This is a genomic window from Stutzerimonas kunmingensis (assembly GCF_021432085.1).
Classification (GTDB): domain Bacteria; phylum Pseudomonadota; class Gammaproteobacteria; order Pseudomonadales; family Pseudomonadaceae; genus Stutzerimonas.
Genome location: NZ_CP090366.1, coordinates 1,953,373 through 1,971,662, shown reverse-complemented (window position 1 = coordinate 1,971,662; position 18,290 = coordinate 1,953,373). Strand labels below are relative to the sequence as shown.

Below are 18,290 nucleotides of genomic sequence, written 5' to 3'. Positions count from 1 at the left end.
CCATAGCCTGGCGAGCGAACTCCAAACGCCTCGTCGGGCTCCAACCCTGCAAGCCCATCGAACTGCCAGTCGTCATGGATCTTGTCGTTGCTCGTCCCGAAGGCCTCTACTGCCCACCCGGTGATTTCTACATCGATCCCTGGCGTCCGGTCGATCGCGCCGTCATTACCCACGCTCACGGCGACCACGCGCGCTGGGGCATGGGCCATTACCTGGCTTCAAGCGACAGCGAAGGCATTCTGCGTTCACGCATCGCCGCCGATATGCCGCTGCAAACGCTGGCTTATGGGGAATCCATCGAACATCACGGCGTAAAGCTCAGCTTCCACCCGGCCGGCCATGTGCTCGGCTCGGCTCAGGTGCGACTGGAATACAAGGGCGAGGTCTGGGTGGCCTCAGGCGACTACAAGGTCGAGCCGGACGGCACCTGCGCCCCGTTCGAGCCGGTGCGCTGCCACACCTTCATTACCGAATCGACCTTCGGTTTGCCGGTCTACAAATGGCCGTCCCAGGCCGAGGTATTCCGCGACATCAATGACTGGTGGCGCGCCAACGCCGCGGCCGGGCGAGCCTCGGTGCTGTTCTGCTATGCCTTCGGCAAGGCGCAGCGCATCCTTCACGGATTGGATGAGAACATCGGCACCATCGTCGTCCATGGCGCTGTGGAGCCACTGAACAAGGTCTATCGCGAAGGCGGTGTCTATCTTCCACCGACCATTTATGCCGGCGACCTGAAAAAGGGCGACCCTCGGCTGAAGCAGGCCATCATCGTCGCGCCGCCGTCAGCTGGCGGGAGCACCTGGATGCGCCGTTTCGGTGACTATGCCGACGCCTTCGCCAGCGGCTGGATGATGTTGCGCGGCACCCGTCGTCGACGCGGGGTCGACCGCGGCTTCGTGCTCTCCGATCACGCCGACTGGCCGGGCCTGCTCTGGGCCATCGAGCAGACCGGCGCCGAGCGGGTGATGGTCACCCACGGTTCCGTTCCGATCCTGGTCCGTTATCTGCGTGAGATGCGCGGGCTCGATGCGCAGGCCTTCGAGACCGAATATGGCGAAGAAGACGACGCGAACACCCAGGAGGCCGAATGACTCGGCGGATCACCACCCGCCTTGTAGGAGCGAGCTTGCGCGCAAACCGGCCGCACCACACCGGTACGGAGGCGCCGCATGAAAGCGCTCGCCACGCTCTATAGCCGCCTCGACGCGACCACCTCGAGTAACGCCAAGCTTGCAGCGATGCGCGATTACTTCCGCGACGCCGATCCGGCCGACGCCGCTTGGGCCGTCTACTTCCTCGCCGGCGGTAGACCGCGCCAGCTGGTGCCGACCAAGGTATTGCGCGAAACCGCCATGAAAGTTTCTGCGCTACCGGAATGGCTGTTCGAGGAAAGCTATCAGGCCGTAGGTGATATGGCCGAGACCATCTCGCTGCTGATGCCCGAGGCCGAGCACAGCTCCGAGGACGGACTGGCCGTATGGATGCAGGACAAGCTGCTGCCCTTGCGCGGCCTGCCGCCGGAAGAATTGGCTGAGCGATTGCCCGCACTCTGGGCGCAGCTGGACCGGCTCAGCCTGATGGTCTGCATCAAGCTGATCACTGGCGCCTTTCGTGTGGGCGTGTCGAAATTGCTGGTCACTCGTGCGCTGGCCTCGCTGGTCGATCTCGATCCTAAACGGGTCGCGCAGCGGCTGGTTGGCTATACCGACCTGTCGCACCGTCCCAGCGCCGAAGGCTACCTCGCGCTGATTGGCGACGAGTCCGAACACGAACATGCGCAGCGCGGCGGCCAGCCCTACCCCTTCTTTCTCGCCCATCCGCTGCAGGCCCCGGTCGAGGAGTTCGACACCCTGCTCAGCGCGCCGGAGAACTGGTTCGTCGAATGGAAGTGGGACGGCATCCGCGCCCAGCTGGTCAAGCGCGACGGGCAGATCTGGGTGTGGTCGCGGGGCGAAGAGCTGGTCAGCGAGCGCTTCCCGGAACTCTGCGAGCTGGCCAGCGAACTGCCGGACGGTACTGTGATCGACGGCGAGATCCTGGTCTGGAAGCACGCCCCCGGCGAGCCTACGACCAATCTTTTCGAACATTCCGATAGCGATGATTCAGAGACAGCCGAACGCTTCGGCGTGCAATCCTTCTCGCTGCTGCAGCAGCGTATCGGCCGCAAGAATCTCACGGCGAAAGTGCTGGCTGACGCCCCCGTCGCGGTGCTCGCCTACGACCTGCTGGAATGGCAGGGCGACGACTGGCGGCAGCGCGAGCACCGCGAACGCCGCCAGCAGCTCGAGGCGGTCGTGCGCCAATGCCCCAGCCCGCGGCTGATGCTTTCGCCACTGGTGAGCGGAGCGGATTGGCAGGACTTGGCCCGCCAGCGCGAAGCCTCCCGCGCGCTGGGCGTGGAAGGCATGATGATCAAGGCGCGCGCCGCCCAGTACGGCGTCGGTCGGACCAAGGACGTCGGCGTCTGGTGGAAATGGAAGATCGACCCCTACTCCGTCGATGCCGTGCTGATCTATGCCCAGCGCGGCCATGGCCGCCGCGCCAGCCTCTACACCGACTACACCTTTGCCGTCTGGGACGGTGAACCGGGCGACCCCGAGCGCAAACTGGTTCCCTTCGCCAAGGCCTACTCCGGGCTGACCGACGAAGAGATGCGCAAGGTCGACGCCATCGTGCGCAAGACAACCGTGGAGAAGTTCGGCCCCGTGCGCAGCGTGACGCCGACGCTGGTGTTCGAGCTGGGCTTCGAAGGCATCGCCGCCAGCAGCCGGCACAAAAGCGGCATCGCCGTGCGCTTCCCCCGCATGCTGCGCTGGCGCCTCGACAAGCCGGTGGATGAGGCCGATACCCTGACCACCCTGCGGGAATTGCTGGGATGAAACCAAGTCACCCGGCACCCGCTCAGCCCTCACCCCAACCCTCTCCCAGAGGGAGAGGGAGCAAGAGCGGAGCAGTGCCAGGCGAGAATGCTGAGCAACCGCGCGATCACCCCCCTCTCCCTCCGGGAGAGGGGCCGGGGGTGAGGGAAGCGTTACGCGACCCCGACGTGCGCCAGCCCGCACCCCGACCCTCTCCGAGAGGGAGCAAGACCGGAGCCATGCCAGACGAAGATGCCGAGCAGCCACACGATCACTCCCCTCTCCTTCCGGGAGAGGGGGTGAAGGACGGGGCTGAGAGCCTCGCTGCGGGCTGGTTTTCCAGCCGTGTCTGGCAACCCTTCCCGTTCCAGCAGGAGGTGTGGCAAGCGATAGGCCATGGCGAATCGGGGCTGCTGCACGCCACCACCGGCTCCGGCAAGACCTACGCTGTCTGGCTCGGAGCCCTGAATCGCTTTGCGACCAAGGCACCCTCTTCCACCGCGACGGACAAGCCAGCGCCTTTGACGGTGCTCTGGATCACCCCGATGCGCGCATTGGCGGCCGATACCGCGCGGGCTCTGCAAGCACCGCTGGATGATCTCGGCATCAACTGGAGCATCGGCCTGCGCACCGGTGATACCAGCAGTTCCGAGCGTGCGCGCCAGGGCCGAAGGCTACCCAGCGCGCTGGTCACCACACCGGAAAGCCTGACCCTGCTGCTGACCCGCGCCGATGCGCGCCAGGCCTTCTCGGGCCTGCGCATGCTGGTGGTGGACGAGTGGCATGAGCTGCTGGGCAATAAGCGGGGCGTGCAGCTGCAACTGGCGCTGGCGCGGCTTCGTCAGTGGATGCCGGAGCTCATCGTGTGGGGGCTGTCGGCGACCCTCGGCAACCAGCCCCATGCGCTGGAGGTGTTGTTGCATCCGGGGCGCGGCAAGCTGGTGCAAGGTCGGGTCGACAAGGATCTGCGTGTTGATACCTTGCTGCCGCCGAGCATTGAACGCTTCCCCTGGGCCGGCCATCTCGGGCTACGCATGCTGCCGCAAGTGGTCGAGCAGATCGACTCGGCGGCCACAACGCTGGTCTTTACCAATACCCGCTCGCAGTCGGAGATCTGGTACCAGGCGATCCTCGGCGCGCGGCCGGACTGGGCCGGGCTGATCGCGTTGCACCACGGCTCGCTCGCTCGCGAGGTGCGCGACTGGGTGGAGCTGGGCCTCAAACAAGGTGCGCTGAAAGCGGTGGTCTGCACCTCGAGCCTGGATCTCGGTGTCGATTTTTTACCCGTTGAGCGGGTCCTGCAGATCGGTTCGCCCAAGGGCGTGGCGCGGCTGATGCAACGGGCCGGTCGCTCCGGGCATGCGCCGGGTCGGACTTCCCGCGTCACGCTGGTGCCTACACACAGCGTCGAAGTAGTGGAAGCCGCCGCCGCCCAGATCGCGATCGCCGAACGCCGCATCGAAGCCCGCAGCGCGTCCCATCGACCACTGGACGTACTGGTGCAGCACCTGGTGAGCATGGCGCTGGGCGGTGGGTTTCGTCCGGAAGAATTGTTCGACGAGGTTAGGCAAGCCTGGTCGTACCGCGATCTCACTGACGATCACTGGCAATGGGCGCTGGCCTTCGTGCGGCACGGCGGACATTCCCTGACCGCCTACCCGGATTACCAGCGTGTCGAGCCGGACGACACCGGGCTGTGGAAAGTACCGAGCCGCCGTGTGGCGCTGCGCCATCGCATGAGCATCGGCACCATCGTCAGCGATGCCAGCCTGACGGTGAAGTTCTGGGCCAAGGGCGGCAGTGGCCGTTCGCTGGGCACCATCGAGGAAGGGTTCATCGCGCGCTTGCGCCCGGGCGACAACTTCCTCTTCGGCGGCCGTTTGCTGGAGCTGGTACGGGTCGAAAACATGACCGCCTACGTCAGCCGCGCCACGGGAAAGAAGGCCGCCGTGCCCCGCTGGAACGGCGGCCGCATGCCGCTATCGAGCGAACTGGCCGATGCGGTTGTGGAACAACTCGGCGCCGCCTCGCGTGGCCGTTTCGAAAGCGACGAGATGCGCCTGGTCGAGCCCCTGCTCCGTGTACAGATGGACTGGTCCGCGCTGCCCACCGAGACCACGCTGCTGGCCGAGGTGATGAAGTCCCGCGAGGGCTGGCACCTGTTCCTCTACCCTTTTGCCGGCCGCCACGTACATCTGGGCCTCGCAAGCCTGCTGGCCTGGCGCATGGGCCAGCAGCAGCCGCTGACCTTTTCGATTGCGGTCAACGACTACGGTTTCGAACTGCTTTCTGCGACCGAGGTGGACTGGCTGAAATGGCTGACGCCCGAACTATTCAGCCAGAACAATCTGCTGCAGGACGTGCTCGCTAGCCTCAACGCTGGCGAACTGGCGCGCCGGCGCTTCCGGGAGATCGCGCGCATCGCGGGGCTAGTTTTCTCCGGCTACCCCGGCGCGCAGAAGAGCGCGCGCCAGCTGCAGGCATCCAGCGGCCTGTTCTTCGACGTGTTCCGTCAATACGACCCGGCCAACCTTTTACTGACCCAGGCCGAGGAAGAAGTGCTGCGGCAGGAGCTGGAGGTCGAGCGGCTGGAGCAGACCATGAACAGGCTGCAAGGGCGCCAACTGGACATCCATCAGGTCAAACGCACCACGCCGTTGGCGTTTCCGTTGATGGTCGAACGCTTTCGCGAAAGCATGAGTTCGGAAAAACTCGCCGACCGCATCCGCCGCATGGTCGCCGAGCTGGACAAGGCGGCTGGTCCCGGCGGCTATCAGTCGGAAGCGAATGCCAGCATCATGGTCGAACGTGAAACCGCGCCCAAGCGCAAACCGCGGCAGACCAAGGACGGCACGCCACGGCTCAGGAAGCCGAAACGCGCCCCATGACGCTAGCCTCAGCACGCCCATGTCTCGCATGAATCCTTACCAGCCCATCGAACTGGCCGGCAGTACGCTCTGGCTGCTTGCGGAAAAGGCCGTCTACTGGCCTGAGCAGCAGGCGTTGCTGATAGCAGATATACATTTCGGCAAGGCCGCAGCCTACCGGCGCCTGGGCCAGCCCGTGCCCCACGGCACCACCGACGCCAACCTGCGCCAGCTGGACGATCTGCTGGGGCGGTACGCCTGCCGCCAGCTGATCTTTCTCGGTGATTTCCTGCATGCGCCGGAGTCCCGTGCACCATCCACGCTGGCCCGTCTGGCCGAATGGCGTGCGCAACATGCGCAATTGGAAATTACGCTGGTGCGTGGCAACCACGACCGCCGTGCCGGCGACCCACCGCGCGAGTTAGACATAAGCGTAGTCAGCGAGCCGTTGCTGCTCGGCCCCTATGCCCTGCAGCATGAGCCGGACCCGCATCCGACCCATCACGTACTCGCTGGCCACGTACATCCAGCCTTTCAGCTACATGGCCGCGGCCGCCAGCGCCTGCGCCTGCCGTGCTTTTGCATCGGAGCGCGGCTCAGCCTGCTGCCGGCCTTCGGCAACTTCACCGGAACGATGACGGTGGCAGCCGAAGACAACTGGCAGATTTATGTGATCGGGGATGGAGAGGTCTGGCCGCTGAGACGCCCTGCGCCGGTCAGGCCTGGGATATGCCCGTGATGGTGATGCCATAACGCTCGGCCAGGCGTGTGGCCGGGGTGTCCTCCAGATCGGGCTCGTGCTCGTGCTCGATCTCCTGATCCGGATACAGCTCTTCTGCCTTGCGACTCACCAGTTCCACAGCCTCATCGATATCCGGCTGGTGCGCCGAGTCGATCTTCAGTGTCGCGGTGTTGCCGTCTTTGTTGTACGCAATGATCCAAGTCGTCATGAAAGTGCCCCTCGCCTTAAAGCAACCCGTCGTGCGTAATAACGCGCAATTTGGTTTTTGTAAGTTCTTAGACCCATCCGGCGTCGGCAGTTCGGTCCCTCACTTAAACGGTAGCAGCTTTGTCGCGAGTGGAAGGTATCTCTTGGACTCGCGGCGGCTGGCTTGGCGATAGCAAGGGGGCGGCCGATGCGCAGGAAAGCGCGCGCAGAGCAGAGCCCGATGATGTGCTCAGCAGGCCGGCTCCTTGGATTCAATGAGCTGAAAAAACCGGGAACGGAGCGGCCTCCGGGGAGGAAGCCGCGTCAGACCCTCTCGCCAATGGTCAGGCGACAGGTGCGGGTGGCGGCTGGTCGGGCACGGTGGGCTCGCCGGGCTCGGACGGCTGGGTGGGAACGCCTGGCTCCTCCGGATCACCCGGAATGCCGGCGGCGTGCCAGCCATCGGTTTCGGCGGCGTGGAAATAGCGATTCGATCGAGCGTCCATAACGTCCTCCACTGCATTAACCCGCAGCTGCGGGCTGGTCTGTAGTAGAGGTCGGGGCAGGCGCTTTCTATCCAACCTTCCGTCGGGCGGCCGACCTGCCCCAGCGGATTACCACATCAGGTCGTCCGGCACCTGATAGGCGGCGTAGGGATCGTCGGCATCCGGCTCTTCGGTGCGGATGTTGAGCTGCACCACCCGCTGCGGGTCGCGCTCCTGAATCTTAAGCGCCGCTTCACGCGGGATCACTTCGTAGCCGCCGCCATGACGAACGATGGCCAGCGAGCCGCTGGCCAGCTTTTCACGCATCAGCTTGTTCACCGACAGCCGCTTGACCTTCTTGTCGTCGACGAAGTTGTAGTAATCCTCGGTGGTCAGCTTCGGCAGACGGCTGGTCTCGATCAACTGCTTGATCTGCGCTGTACGGGCCTTCTGTTCGGCCTTTTGCTGCTGCTGACGGTTGAGCTCCTGATCGCGGGCAATCTTTTCCGCCTGCGCCTTCAGTGCCGCTTCGCGCTGCGAATCGTCCTTCTCGACCTGGCCTTTCTTCTCCAGGCGCTGCTGCTTCTGCTTCTGCTTGACGGCCTGCTTGGCCTGCTTTTCGTTGACCAGCCCGGCTTTGAGCAGCTGATCACGGAGGGAAAGACTCATGTTTCGGCTCGTCTCGTCGTGAATTCAAGTGGGACGCGGGTGGACGCTTCGGCCGCCCACCGAGCGGCATTGTGGTGGATGTGAAAAGCCACATCCACCCGGAAAGTGCAGTTAGCCGCAGGACGGCGATCGTTCGGCCTTCTTCGCCTCGCCCCAGAGCGCGTCAAGCTCTTCGAGATCGCAGTTCTCGATTGGCCTCCCCGCCTCACGCAAGGCCTGCTCGATGAAGCGAAAACGCCGCTCGAACTTGCCATTCGCGGCACGCAAGGCGTTCTCCGGATCGACCTTGAGATGGCGCGCCAGGTTGACCACGACGAACAGCAGATCGCCAAGCTCTTCGGCAATGGCCTGCGGATCGTTCTCGCTCATTGCCTCCAGCACTTCGCCGAGTTCCTCGCGCACCTTGTCCACCACCGGCAGCGCCTCGGGCCAGTCGAAGCCGACCTGCGCCGCGCGCTTCTGCAGTTTCGCGGCCCGGCTGAGCGCCGGCAGCGCGCTGGGCACGTCATCGAGCAGGGACAATTGTTCAGGTGCGGCCGCTTTCTCGGCACGCTCTTCGGCCTTGATCTCTTCCCAGCGCTGCTTGATGGCCATCTCGTCGAGGCGCGGCAGCTCCGGCGAGCCGTACAGATCGCCATCGGGGAACACGTGGGGGTGGCGACGGATCAGCTTGCGGGTGATGGCATCGACCACCGTGGCGAACTCGAAACGCCCTTCCTCCCGGGCCATCTGGCTGTAGTAGACGACCTGAAACAGCAGGTCACCCAACTCGCCGGGCAGATGATCGAAGTCGCCGCTTTCGATGGCATCGGCCACTTCGTAGGCCTCTTCCAGCGTATGCGGCACGATGCTCGCGTAGTTCTGCTGCAGGTCCCACGGACATCCATGCTGTGGATCACGCAGCCGGGCCATCAGGTGCAGGAGATCGTTGAGTTGGTACATAGGATTCCTCAGCGAATCGAGGGCTGGTGAGGGACGCTGATGACATCACGGTGGATGTAAAAAGCGACATCCACCCTACGGTTCGGTCACGGGCCAAACGCCCAAAAAAACCCGTATTGCATCGTAGGGTGGATGACGCTTCACCCATCCACCATGGCGCGGTTGGCGCCGCCTCTGCGCTGCGCCTTACGTCGCTCTTTGGCGCTTGGCTTCGATGATGTTCGGCAGCTGCGAAATACGGCTGAGCAGGCGACCCAGAGCATTCAGCCCCGGAATCTCGATAGTCAGCGTCATCTGCGCTGTGCTGTCTTCCTTGTTCGAACGAGTGTTCATCGACAGCACGTTGATGCGCTCGTTGAGCAGCATCTGCGAGATGTCGCGCAGCAGGCCGGCGCGGTCGTAGGCACGGATCATGATTTCCACCGGATAGGTCTTCTCCGGTACCGGCCCCCAGCTGACCTGGATAATCCGCTCCGGCTCGCGCCCGGCCAGTTGCAGCACCGACGGGCAGTCCTGACGGTGGATGCTGACACCGCGGCCCTGGGTGATGTAACCGACGATGGGGTCGCCCGGCAGCGGCTGGCAGCAGCCGGCCATCTGCGTCAGCAGGTTGCCGACGCCCTGGATCTGCACGTCAGCGCGCTTGCCCGGCTTGTACGGTGCCGAACGCCGCGGAATCAGCTCCAGCTGGTCGTAACCGCGCTCCGGCTCGACCAGCTGTTGCGCCATGTTGACCAGGTGCGCCAGGCGCAGGTCGCCAGCACCCAGCGCGGCAAACATGTCTTCGGCGTTCTTCAGGTTGGCTTTTTCGGCCAGCTTGTCGAAGTCCACCGGCGGCAGATCCAGACGTCCCAGTTCGCGCTCCAGCAGCGCCTTGCCGGCGGCGACGTTCTGATCACGGGCCTGCAGTTTGAACCAGTGGACGATCTTCGCCCGCGAGCGCGAGGTGGTGATGTAGCCCAGGTTGGGGTTCAGCCAGTCGCGGCTCGGCGAGCCGTGCTTGCTGGTGATGATCTCCACCTGCTCGCCGGTCTGCAGGCTGTAGTTGAGCGGCACGATGCGACCGTTGACCTTGGCGCCGCGGCAGTTGTGGCCGATCTCGGTATGCACTCGATAGGCGAAGTCCAGCGGTGTGGCGCCCTTGGGCAGGTCGATGGCATGGCCGTCGGGGGTGAACACGTAGACCCGATCCGGCTCGATATCCACCCGCAGCTGGTCGGCCAGGCCACCGATGTCGCCGAGCTCTTCGTGCCATTCGAGCACCTGACGCAACCAGGCGATCTTCTCCTCGTAATGGTCGGAGCCGGAATTGACATCGGTGCCCTTGTAGCGCCAGTGCGCGCAGACGCCCAGCTCGGCCTCTTCGTGCATGGCGTGGGTGCGAATCTGCACCTCCAGCACCTTGCCCTCCGGGCCGATCACCGCGGTGTGCAGCGAGCGATAGCCGTTCTCCTTGGGGTTGGCGATATAGTCGTCGAACTCCTTCGGAATGTGCCGCCACAGCGTATGCACGATCCCCAGCGCGGTGTAGCAATCGCGGACTTCCGGCACCAGCACGCGAACGGCGCGAACGTCGTAGATCTGGCTGAACTGCAGGCCCTTCTTCTGCATCTTTCGCCAGATGGAATAGATGTGCTTGGCACGCCCGTCGATGTCGGGCTGGATGCCGGTCGCAGTCAGTTCGTCCCTGAGTTGCTGCACGACGTTCTGGATGTACTGTTCGCGATCGAGGCGACGCTCGTGCAAGAGCTGGGCGATCTGCTTGTACTGCTCGGGCTCGAGGTAGCGGAAGGACAGGTCCTCCAGCTCCCACTTGATATGGCCGATGCCCAGGCGATGGGCCAGCGGCGCGTAGATATCGAAGACTTCGCGGGCAACCCGTTGACGCTTCTCGTCGTCGGCCAGCTTCACCGCGCGAATGGCACAGGTGCGTTCGGCCAGCTTGATCAGCGCGACGCGCACGTCATCGACCATGGCCACCAGCATCTTGCGCAGGTTTTCCACCTGCGCCTGGGAGCCGAGCACGAGCGATTCGCGTGGGTTGAGACTGGCGCTGATCGCCGCCATGCGAAGCACGCCTTCGACCAGCTTGGCCACCACCGGGCCAAAACGCTGGTTCACATCGGCCAGCTGGATCTTGCCTTCACGCACGCCACGGTAGATAACGGCGGCGACCAGGCTGTCCTGGTCCAGCTTGAGGTCGGCGAGTATCTCGGCGATCTCGAGGCCGATCTGGTAGCTGGAGGTGCCTTCACTCCAGAGGTTCTGCGCCGCATTGGCCTGCTGTTCCGCCTCGCGGGCAAACTCGCAGGCCTCCTTAAGAGCCGCGCGGTCGAGTGCCGGGTCCATCCCCAGCACATGATCGAGCCAGCCATCCAGGTTGATACTACCGTCCGTATTGATCGGCTGAAGCGCTCTGACCTGTACCATCTAAACCTTCCCTTCTGCGCAGCTAATGCGCCATGAACGCCGGCATTCTGCGTGCCGGTCGGTTGAACCACAGGCAATTCGCCTGTCAAGAATGCAGCGTCGAGCGCTAACCCCGCTCGAACAACGCCATGGCCTCGACGTGGGCGGTCTGCGGGAACATGTCCAGCACACCCGCACGCTTCAGGCGATATCCCTGGCTGGCCAGCTCGCGCGCATCGCGCGCCAGGGTGGCCGGATTGCATGAAACATAGACCACGCGCCGCGCCTTCAGCTTCGACATTTGTCGAACGATTTCCAGCGCGCCGTCGCGCGGCGGATCGAGCAGCACCGCGGCAAAATCATTGCGCGCCCAGGGTGCGTCAGCCAGCGGCTTCGACAAGTCGGCCCGATAAAAGTGCGCGTGCGCCAGAGCATTGCGACGGGCATTTTCCTGCGCCCGCGTAACCATCGTCTCTACACCCTCGACACCCACTACTTGAGCGCCCGAGCGCGCCAGCGGCAGGCTGAAATTGCCTAGCCCGCAGAACAGATCAAGCACTGTCTCATCCTGGCCGGCGTCCAGCCATTCCAGAGCCTGAGCGACCATCGCATCATTGACCGGCGCGTTGACCTGGACGAAATCGCCCGGACGCCAGGCCAGCTCCAGATCCCAGGCATCCAGTCGGTAACCCAGCGTCGCCGCGGGATCATCCGATTCAGGCTCACCTTCGCCCTGCCACCAGAGCTGCGCTCCATTGACGGTGGCGAAGCTGCGCAAACGTGCCACGTCTGTTTCCGACAAGGCTGCGGTGTGGCGGATCAGCACCGCCTCGGCCGTACCACTGAAGAGTTCGACGTGGCCGATAGCCTGCGGCTTGCTCAGATCGCGCAATGCAGCCAGCAATGCCGGCAGCAGCGTCTGCAAGGGCTGTACCAGAACCGAGCATTCACTGATGGAGACGATTTCCTGGCTGGCGCTGGCGCGGAAACCGATGTCCAGCTGCTTGCGCTTGACGTCCCAGCGCACCGCCAACCGAGCGCGACGGCGATAGCCGAAAGCCGGTCCCACCAGCGGCTCGGCCCAGACCTCCGGCTGCAAATCGGCCACCCGCGCGAACTGCTCGGCGAGCGTGTGCTGTTTCAGCGCAAGCTGATCGGCGACGGGCACATGCTGCAGGTTGCAGCCGCCACATCGGCGAGCATGCGGACAGGGTTCGGCCCGACGCTGCGCACTGGCCTGGATCACGCGCTCGCAGCGCGCTTCGACGATTTGACTGCGCCCAGCCAGCACGCGCGCCTCGACCTCTTCGCCAGCCAGCGCGCCTTCGACGAACCAGGTGCGCCCCTCGATGAAGGCAATGCCGCGCCCATCATTGGCCAGTCGCTCGATAATCAGGCGCTGCTTCTTGCCGACCGGCACCTGGGGCTTGCGCTCGCCGCCGCTAGGTTGAAAGCGCAGAGCGCCGCTACGTTTGGCCATCAGCTGAAACCTGCGCTGTTGTGTTCGTTGAAAATGTCATGGGCGACGCAATGCGGCGCGTGGGAGCGCACCGCTGATGCGCGAGTCAATTGGGCGCGTCATACACACCGGTCGACAGATAGCGGTCGCCGCGGTCGCAGATGATCGCCACGATCACCGCGTTCTCGACCTCCTGCGACAGACGCAACGCCGCGGCAACGGCGCCACCGGAGGACACGCCACAGAAGATGCCTTCTTCGCGGGCCAGACGGCGCATGACCTGCTCGGCCTCGGCCTGGGACATGTCGACGACGCGGTCGACGCGCTCGGCCTGATAGATCTTCGGCAGGTATTCCTGCGGCCAGCGGCGGATGCCGGGGATAGCCGCCCCCTCCATCGGCTGCAGCCCGACGATCTGCACCGCGGCGTTCTGCTCCTTGAGGTAGCGCGAGACGCCCATGATGGTTCCGGTGGTACCCATGGAGCTGATGAAATGGGTGATGCTGCCGTGAGTCTGCCGCCAGAGCTCCGGCCCCGTGCTGTTGTAGTGCGCTTCCGGGTTGTCGCCATTGGCGAACTGATCGAGCACCTTGCCGCGACCTTCAGCCTGCATCTTCAACGCCAGGTCGCGGGCACCTTCCATGCCCTCTTCCTTGCTGACCAGGATCAGCTCGGCGCCATAGGCGGTCATCGCCGCCTTGCGCTCGGCGGTGGAGTTGTCCGGCATGATCAGGACCATCCGGTAGCCTTTGATCGCCGCCGCCATGGCCAGGGCGATCCCAGTATTGCCGGAGGTCGCCTCAATCAGGGTATCGCCGGGCTGGATGTCGCCGCGCATCTCGGCACGGATGATCATCGACAGCGCCGGGCGGTCCTTGACCGAACCGGCCGGATTGTTGCCCTCGAGCTTGACCAGAATGGTGTTACTGGTCTTACCCGGCATCCGCTGCAGGCGAACCAGCGGGGTGTTGCCGATGCAATCGGCAATGGTCGGATAGTGTGTAGTCATGGCGTCGCACGGCAGCGGAAAAGGTTGCCATGATACCGGCAACGCTCGACGACGGGCAGACCGTCTCTGCCTGTCCGGCACGACATCGGCTCACCCGCCGACCCTCCCGATCAGACTATGGCCGCGCGAGGATCTTCGGCGCCGCTTCGATGATCTGCCGCGAAAGGTGCTCCATACGCGGTGATTGCACCTTCCAGGTGTGCCAGTAGAGGGCAATTTCCAGCGGTTCGTCGGCCGCCAGATCGACCACCTCGCCAGTCTGCAGCGCATCATGCAGCAACAGTTCCGGCACCATCCCGTACCCCAGCCCGAAGCGAATCGCGCTGAAATGCGGTTCGGCACCGGGGACGAAATGGCAGGGATAGGCGCCGTCCGGCAGCCCGAAGCGGCGCAGCAGGAACGACGACTGCAGGGTGTCCTTGCGCGTGTAGGCGACCACCGGCGCCTTGCGCGCGGCGTTGCGGGTCAGCCCGTTGGCAAAATGCTTCTGCCGGAACTCGCTGGATGCCACCAGTCGGTAGCGCATGCTGCCCAGCGGGCTGGCCGTGCAGCCACGCATCGGCTTGGGCTCAGTGCTGATGCAACCGATCGCCAGACCCGTCTCCAGCAGACTGTAGGTGTGATCCTGGTCCTCGACGGTGAGATCGAGCAAGACCCGCTCGCGAATCAGCACCTCGGCCAGCGCCGGAAAGAACCAGGTGCCCAGGCTGTCGGCATTGAGCGCCGCGACCACGACCAGTGGCGCATCGCTGCGCTCGGCGAGGTCCGCCAGCAGATCGGCCTCGAGCAGCGTGGCGCGTTTGAGGTACTGCAGCAGGCGCTGCCCGGTTTCGGTGGGTCGGCAGGGTCGACTGCGCACAACCAAGGCGCTGCCCAGCGCACTCTCCAGTGCGCGCACCCGCTGTGAAATCGCCGGTGGCGTCAGGTGCAGGCGCTGCGCAGCCTGTTCGAAGCTGCCAGTACGGATCACCGTGCGAAACGCTTCGGTCTGCTTCGGATCGAGATTCATGCGACCTGCCGATTAAGAAAATGTTTGGATGGCCTAAAAATACTTAGCCACGACAAATTTAACCATCATTGCTCCATAATCGCGCATCCCTCGCTGCAGCGCCCCACTGGCGTGCAGCCCAGCCCGTCCGGAGTATCGTCGTGGAACTGCTGCATACCATCTACCTGATCGCCATCACGGCCGAAGCGATGTCCGGCGCCATCATGGGCATGCGCCGCGGCATGGACCTGTTCGGCATCTGCCTTCTCGGCACCGTGACGGCGCTGGGTGGCGGCACCGCGCGGGACGTGCTGCTCGGTCATTATCCGGTCGGCTGGATCGCTCACCCGGAGTATCTGACCTTCACCATCGGCGCGGCGATCGTCACCGGCTTCATCGCCCGCTACCTGCATCACCTGCGCATGGTCTTCCTGCTGGTGGATGGCCTCGGCCTGGTAGCGTTCACCGTGATCGGTTGCGATGTGGCGATGGGCATGGGCGCGCACCCGTCCATCGTCGTACTGGCTGGCGTGATCACCGGCATCTTCGGCGGGCTGATGCGCGACGTGTTGTGCAACCAGGTGCCGATGGTCCTGCAGCGCGAGCTGTACGCCACCGTCGCGCTGTTCACCGGTGTCTTCTACGTCGGCATGCTGTGGCTGGAGATCAATACCACGCTGGCCACTCTGGCAGCATTGGGCAGCGGCTTCCTGTTCCGCGTCCTGGCGATGACCTTCCACTGGAAACTGCCGGACTTCAACGGCAAGGAAATCCGCGGCCTCGACTGAGGCTGCGACGCCACGGCTAGACCTGGCGTGCAGATTCCACCGAGCCGAGTCGCTACACTAGCGCGCTGCAATCAGGATCGGTGGACGGACTGTGCTGAAAGACCTAGGAATTCGTGGCCGCGTGCTGATGCTGACGCTGCTGCCCAGCACCTTGCTGGCGGTGGTGCTCGGTGGCTACTTCACCTGGATGCAGCTGTCCGAGATGCGCCACCAGCTCGACGAGCGCGGCCAGCTCATCGCCGAGCAGCTGGCGCCACTGGCCGCGCCGGCCATGAATCTGGGCTACGACAAACGCCTGCAGCGCATCCTGACCCAGGTGCTGGATCAGGCCGACGTCCGCGCCGTGACCATTCTCGATCCCGAACGCGTTCAACGCGTACACGCCGGCCCGCGAATGCTGACCCCGCCACCGCCGGGCGATCCGGAGAGCCTGACCCGCGTCAGCAGCATGGACCACACGCGCATCCTCATGCCGGTGCTCAGCCGACACCTCAACCTCGCCGACGAAACCCGCGGGCCGGACGAAAAGCTGATCGGCTGGCTGGAGCTGGAGCTGTCGCACCACAACACCCTGCTGCGTGGCTATCGCAGCCTGCTGACCAGCCTGTTTCTGGTGAGTGCCGGCCTGATCATCACCGCCCTGCTGGCTCTGCGCATGAGCCGTGCCATCAGCCTGCCGCTGCAGCGTGTCAAAGGCGCCGTCGCGCAGCTCAAGGACGGCCACCTGGAAACCCGCCTGCCACCATTGGGCAGCCATGAAATGGACGAGCTCGCGTCCGGCATCAACCGCATGGCCGAAGCACTGCTCAGCGCCCGTGAAGAACTGCAGCAGAGCATCGACCAGGCCACCGAGGATGTGCAGCAGAACCTGGAAACCATCGAGATCCAGAACATCGAACTGGATCTGGCACGCAAGGAGGCCCTGGAGGCCAGCCGGATCAAATCCGAATTCCTCGCCAACATGAGCCACGAGATCCGCACGCCACTGAACGGCATCCTCGGCTTCACCCAGCTGCTGCAGAAAAGCGACCTCACTCCGCGCCAGCAGGATTATCTGGGCACCATCGAGCAGTCCGCCGACAGCCTGCTCGGAATCATCAACGAGATTCTCGACTTCTCCAAGATCGAGGCCGGCAAGCTGGTGCTCGACAGTGTCCCGTTCAACCTCCGTGATCTGATCGAGGACACACTGACCATCCTCGCGCCGGCTGCACACACCAAGCATCTGGAGCTGGTCAGCCTGGTCTATCGCGACACGCCGCTGTCGCTGCTGGGCGATCCGCTGCGCCTCAAACAGGTGCTGACCAATCTGATCAGCAACGCCATCAAGTTCACCAACGAAGGCACCATCGCCGTCCGCGCCATGGTCGAGGACGACAATACCGATCGCGCCCAGCTGCGCATCAGCGTGCAGGACACCGGCATCGGCCTGACCGATCAGGACCTGCGCGCGCTGTTCCAGGCCTTCAGTCAGGCGGACAACTCCATGTCGCGCCAGCCAGGCGGTACCGGCCTTGGACTGGTCATTTCCAAACGACTGATCGAGCAGATGGGCGGCGAGATCGGTGTCGACAGCATCCCCGACGAAGGCTCCGAGTTCTGGATCAGCCTCAGCCTGCCGAAGGCACGGGACGACATCGAAGACCTGCCGCACCCGGCCTTGCAGGGCCGGCGGATCGCATTGCTGGAGCAGCACCCACTGGCCCGCCAGGCATTGCAGCATCAGCTGGAAAGCCTCGGCCTCGAAGTGCATACCTTCGATACCCTCGACCAGATGCAGGAAACCATCAGCGCTCAGCGCCAGGGCAGCCAGCTGATCGACCTCGCCGTGCTCGGCGTCACCGGCCGCGAAATCGAGCCGGACGCGCTCAGCCGGCGCCTGATGGAAATCGAGGCGCTCGGCTGCAAATGCGTGGTGCTGTGCCCGACCACCGAGCAGGGCCACTACCACGACGCCCTCCCGGAAGCCCACAGCTATACCCAGCTGCAGGGCAAACCCGCCTGCACGCGCAAGCTGCAACGCGTACTGGTGGCGCTGGTACGCCCCAACCAAAGCTACCCGGAACCCACCGCAGCGGCGCCCGACCGGCCGGCGCGTGTGCTTTGCGTGGATGACAATCCGGCCAACCTGCTGCTGGTAAAAACGCTGCTCGGCGATATGGGCGCCGAAGTCGTTGCGGTGGATAACGGCCACGCCGCGCTGGAAGCGGTCAAGCAGCATGCGTTCGACCTGATCCTTATGGACGTGCAAATGCCCGGCATGGACGGCCGACAGGCCACCGAAGCCATTCGCCACTGGGAGCACACCAACAACAGCGCGCCGTTACCGATCATCGCGCTCACGGCTCATGCACTGGCGAACGAGAAACGCTCGCTGCTGCAGAGCGGCATGGACGACTACCTGACCAAGCCGATCAGCGACCGGCAGCTCGCCCAGGTGGTGCTGAAGTGGACCGGCCTGGCCCTACGCAGCCAGCCGCAACGTGCAGCGGAGCCGCCGCAGCAGGCTGAACCGAGCCTGAAAGTGCTGGATGAGGAAGAAGGCCTGCGCCTGGCGGCAGGCAAGGCCGATCTCGCCGATGACATGCTCGGCATGCTGCTGCAGTCACTGGAAGGCGACCGCCGAACCATTCGCGAAGCCCGCCAGGCAGGAGATCGCCAGGCGTTGATCGAGCGCGTACACCGCCTGCATGGCGCCACCCGTTATTGCGGCGTGCCGCAGTTGCGCAACGCCTGTCAGCAGAGCGAGACCCTGCTCAAGCAGAACCATCCGGACAGCGAGGCCGCGCTCGACGAGCTGGACGCCGCCATCAGCCGCCTGGAGCAGGAAATCCAGGTCGACAGCTGATCGACCGTGCCGGGTGCTTCATCTGCGCCCGGCGACGCCC

At 64.4% G+C, this 18,290-nt stretch carries 14 protein-coding genes; 6 read left to right on the top strand and 8 right to left on the bottom strand.

From position 1 onward, the window contains the following. Positions 1 to 74 precede the first annotated feature (74 nt). The 4 genes from LW136_RS09400 (at position 75) to pdeM (ending at position 6,464) form a co-directional block, all read left to right on the top strand. On the top strand, positions 75 to 1,091 hold the full coding sequence (locus LW136_RS09400; protein ID WP_234175045.1) for a ligase-associated DNA damage response exonuclease: 1,017 nt from the start codon (positions 75 to 77) through the stop codon (positions 1,089 to 1,091). Positions 1,092 to 1,169: 78 nt separating this feature from the next. Next, positions 1,170 to 2,879, top strand: a complete 1,710-nt coding sequence (locus LW136_RS09395; protein WP_234175044.1) for an ATP-dependent DNA ligase — start codon at positions 1,170 to 1,172, stop codon at positions 2,877 to 2,879. A gap of 218 nt (positions 2,880 to 3,097) precedes the next feature. After that, entirely contained in the window at positions 3,098 to 5,746 is a 2,649-nt protein-coding gene (locus tag LW136_RS09390; protein WP_234175043.1) for a ligase-associated DNA damage response DEXH box helicase, read from the top strand. Between the two features lie 28 nt (positions 5,747 to 5,774). Next, positions 5,775 to 6,464 carry a ligase-associated DNA damage response endonuclease PdeM gene (pdeM, locus tag LW136_RS09385; RefSeq protein ID WP_234175249.1) on the top strand — a complete coding sequence of 230 codons (690 nt, stop codon included), beginning with the start codon at positions 5,775 to 5,777 and terminating at the stop codon, positions 6,462 to 6,464. On the opposite strand, the gene LW136_RS09380 is transcribed toward pdeM, so the two are convergent. From LW136_RS09380 to LW136_RS09345, 8 genes are all read right to left on the bottom strand, one after another. Then, positions 6,442 to 6,675 carry a hypothetical protein gene (locus tag LW136_RS09380; RefSeq protein ID WP_023447125.1) on the bottom strand — a complete coding sequence of 78 codons (234 nt, stop codon included), beginning with the start codon at positions 6,673 to 6,675 and terminating at the stop codon, positions 6,442 to 6,444. The genes pdeM and LW136_RS09380 overlap by 23 nt on opposite strands. A gap of 322 nt (positions 6,676 to 6,997) precedes the next feature. Continuing rightward, a complete protein-coding gene (locus LW136_RS09375) occupies positions 6,998 to 7,159 on the bottom strand; it encodes a hypothetical protein (RefSeq protein WP_023447123.1) in 162 nt (53 codons plus the stop codon). Positions 7,160 to 7,267: 108 nt separating this feature from the next. Further along, positions 7,268 to 7,807: a DUF2058 domain-containing protein gene (locus LW136_RS09370; protein WP_014820031.1), complete on the bottom strand. Its 540-nt coding sequence runs from the start codon at positions 7,805 to 7,807 to the stop codon at positions 7,268 to 7,270. Positions 7,808 to 7,918: 111 nt separating this feature from the next. Beyond that, positions 7,919 to 8,749 (bottom strand): nucleoside triphosphate pyrophosphohydrolase, encoded by an 831-nt coding sequence (mazG, locus tag LW136_RS09365; protein WP_234175042.1) that lies wholly within the window; start codon positions 8,747 to 8,749, stop codon positions 7,919 to 7,921. 186 nt (positions 8,750 to 8,935) lie between these two features. After that, a complete protein-coding gene (gene relA / locus LW136_RS09360) occupies positions 8,936 to 11,179 on the bottom strand; it encodes a GTP diphosphokinase (protein ID WP_234175041.1) in 2,244 nt (747 codons plus the stop codon). A 106-nt stretch (positions 11,180 to 11,285) separates the two neighbouring features. Beyond that, a complete protein-coding gene (rlmD, locus tag LW136_RS09355; RefSeq protein ID WP_234175040.1) occupies positions 11,286 to 12,638 on the bottom strand; it encodes a 23S rRNA (uracil(1939)-C(5))-methyltransferase RlmD in 1,353 nt (450 codons plus the stop codon). An 85-nt stretch (positions 12,639 to 12,723) separates the two neighbouring features. Then, positions 12,724 to 13,626, bottom strand: coding sequence for a cysteine synthase CysM (gene cysM, locus LW136_RS09350; protein WP_234175039.1), 903 nt, complete (start codon positions 13,624 to 13,626; stop codon positions 12,724 to 12,726). Positions 13,627 to 13,741: 115 nt separating this feature from the next. Beyond that, a complete protein-coding gene (locus LW136_RS09345) occupies positions 13,742 to 14,635 on the bottom strand; it encodes an HTH-type transcriptional regulator ArgP (protein ID WP_042927996.1) in 894 nt (297 codons plus the stop codon). A 140-nt stretch (positions 14,636 to 14,775) separates the two neighbouring features. Here LW136_RS09345 and LW136_RS09340 point away from each other — a divergent pair, with 140 nt between their 5' ends. After that, positions 14,776 to 15,402: a trimeric intracellular cation channel family protein gene (locus LW136_RS09340; RefSeq protein WP_234175038.1), complete on the top strand. Its 627-nt coding sequence runs from the start codon at positions 14,776 to 14,778 to the stop codon at positions 15,400 to 15,402. Between the two features lie 91 nt (positions 15,403 to 15,493). Continuing rightward, positions 15,494 to 18,250 (top strand): response regulator, encoded by a 2,757-nt coding sequence (locus LW136_RS09335; RefSeq protein ID WP_234175037.1) that lies wholly within the window; start codon positions 15,494 to 15,496, stop codon positions 18,248 to 18,250. Positions 18,251 to 18,290 lie beyond the last annotated feature (40 nt).